Origin of the sequence: Dietzia sp. 179-F 9C3 NHS (assembly GCF_045369825.1) — a bacterium.
Classification (GTDB): domain Bacteria; phylum Actinomycetota; class Actinomycetes; order Mycobacteriales; family Mycobacteriaceae; genus Dietzia.
This window is the reverse complement of record NZ_JBIQES010000035.1, coordinates 1-2395: the sequence shown is the minus strand read 5'-3', so window position 1 is coordinate 2395 and position 2395 is coordinate 1. Positions and strand designations below refer to the sequence as shown.

Sequence of the window (2395 nt, the reverse complement as noted above, 5' to 3'; positions counted from 1 at the left end):
GGTGCAGGCGTGATCCTGTCCTCGGCCCTGCAGGCGATCGGCCTGTTCATTGCCACCAATATCGACGACATCATCGTTCTGTCGCTGTTCTTCGCCCGCGGCGCCGGCCAACGCGGCACCACCGCACGCATCCTGGTCGGCCAGTACCTCGGCTTCATCGGCATCCTCGGCGCCGCAGTGCTCGTCTCCCTGGGCGCGGGAGCCTTCCTGCCCCCGCAGGCCATCCCTTACTTCGGGCTGATCCCACTCGGCTTGGGACTGTGGGCCGCGTGGCAGGCCTGGCGCGGGGACGATGATGACGACGACGCAAAGATCGAGGGCAAGAACGTCGCCGTGTGGACCGTGGCCGGCGTAACCTTCGCCAACGGCGGCGACAACATCGGCGTCTACGTCCCCGTCTTTCTCAACGTGGGCCCGGGAGCCGTAGTCGCCTACTGCATCGTGTTCCTAGTGCTGGTGGCAGGACTGGTGGGCCTGGCCAAGTTCGTCGCCACCCGCCGACCGATCGCCGAAGTCCTAGAGCGCTGGGAACACATCCTGTTCCCGACAGTCCTGATCGGCCTGGGCGCGTTCATCCTGATCAGCGGCGGAGCATTCGGACTCTGACAGAACCGACGCAAACCCCACCGCACACCCGAGAGCCGCCCGACTCGCCTTAATCCCTCCGGGCAGAACGCCCGATTTAGTACGCCGCCGCCAAGAAGTAGCCACAGAAGACCGCCACAGAGCGATCAAGTCCACAGCGATGACGCCTCCCTCCCCTCCGTCCCACACGGGTGTACCCCAACAGGACTGCTGGCTACACGAGCCCGACAATTAACGATCCAACGGAAGCCTTTCTGGCGTAAGTAACCTGTCGCCTGGGCGCGCAATCAATCGAGGTCAGAAATCTACATCTGTAAAGACTGTTGTCGTTGCAATGAGGCATACTCAGTCCTTAACGGGGAGCAGGGGAAGGCTTCCTCAAAGGGGATGCGCAAGTGGACGATCTCGACGACCATGGCACCGAGGCGATGCGCGGAGCCGAGATTTGGCGAAGTTGGGGCCAGGAGCACCTAAGGAGCGAGGTCGATCGACTCGCGGGAGATGCCGTCCTGCACCGTGAATTGAAACTGGCCGGCTTCGTTGGGCCAACTCAACGCCAGTTCGAAGAAGCGGTCGCCAAGTACGCCCTCGCGGTGATCGCTGCCTGGCTCCATCAAGGGGTGATCGAAGAGAAGTGCAAGGAACGGAGACTTAAGGGGCTGCCGGTCCTGCAAGACATCGAGCTATCTGCGGATGATGTCGAGGAACTCACGATGGGTACGGTCACTCGGGCGATCGAGGGGTTCAGAGTAGAGGTCCTGCAGAAAGGCAAGTGGGATCCGACGAAGAAGGCGTCGTTACGCACCTTCTTCATCGGGCAATGCTTGATCCGGTACGTCGACTTCGCTAGGACCTGGAAGGTCCAGAAGCTGAGGCGGGAAGCAGTGGAGAGACCCTTTGATGAGGCTTCGACAGGTCGATTCATGGAGCTGGCTGGGGTCGAAGCAGATGTCATCGAGGAGGAGACCTTTGCGGAGTGGTTGGCGCCAGTGACCTCGTCCCGAGCTCGTGCAGCACTGGTGATGCAGTTCCGCGGCTGGAGCGTTAAGGAGATCGCCGATGAGCAAGGTACAACCACCAAAGCCGTAGAAGGCCTCCTGGGGCGCGCGAAGAGACAGATTCGTCAAGATCGGAGGCACACGGGATGAACGACTTCATGGATAAATTGGAGCGGTCCTCGTTCGGGAGCAAAGAAGCCCGAGCTGCCCGAGGGAGCGTCAGCCAAGACCGCGCTGACCAGGTCCTTCGTAGAGTCGCTGAACTGCGTGGAGAAAGTTCACGCAGGGACGAGGGAAAACGGGGCAGAAGACCCCTATAACTCAGTAGCCGCGGATGAGAAAACGGCGAGGGCGAGATCGCGTCAACGATCCCGCCCTGCCACCGAGAATTACGGTCTCGGCTCCATGGGGATGGAGTTCCTGGATCGTATCGGAGTTCGAGGTGGCCTGACGGAGGTCACCCTCCCTTGGTGGTCATCCAGGAAGGAGCCGTCATGGCTCGCAAGGTAAACAGGTCCGCTATCAGCGGCCGGTTCATCAGTAACGCAGCCGCTGCGCGGTGGCCGGGGAAGTCCACCACGGAGCACGTCGGTCCAGGTACCGGAAATTCCCGTACGGTCACCAGGTCGGCAGTGACAGGGCGATTCGTCCCTCGCGGGCGCGGTGACACGAACCCAAACGGCACAATCCGTCAGCGGGTCTAGCCGCTGACACAAAAGGGCGGGGCGCCGGTCACCTAGTGTCGCGCGTGTGAAGTAGTTTTACGGTTGGGTATGTGAAATCATGGGGCATGGCGAATCGAGCTGCCCCGG

At 61.5% G+C, this 2395-nt stretch carries 2 protein-coding genes; both read left to right on the top strand.

The window, feature by feature from the left end; all coding sequences use genetic code 11:
• Window positions 1-9: 9 nt before the first annotated feature.
• Entirely contained in the window at window positions 10-606 is a 597-nt protein-coding gene (locus ACH0BZ_RS16315) for a cadmium resistance transporter (protein WP_061917937.1), read from the top strand.
• A 374-nt stretch (window positions 607-980) separates the two neighbouring features.
• Window positions 981-1733, top strand: coding sequence for an RNA polymerase sigma factor (locus tag ACH0BZ_RS16310; RefSeq protein WP_406899791.1), 753 nt, complete (start codon window positions 981-983; stop codon window positions 1731-1733).
• The last annotated feature ends 662 nt before the right edge of the window (window positions 1734-2395 follow it).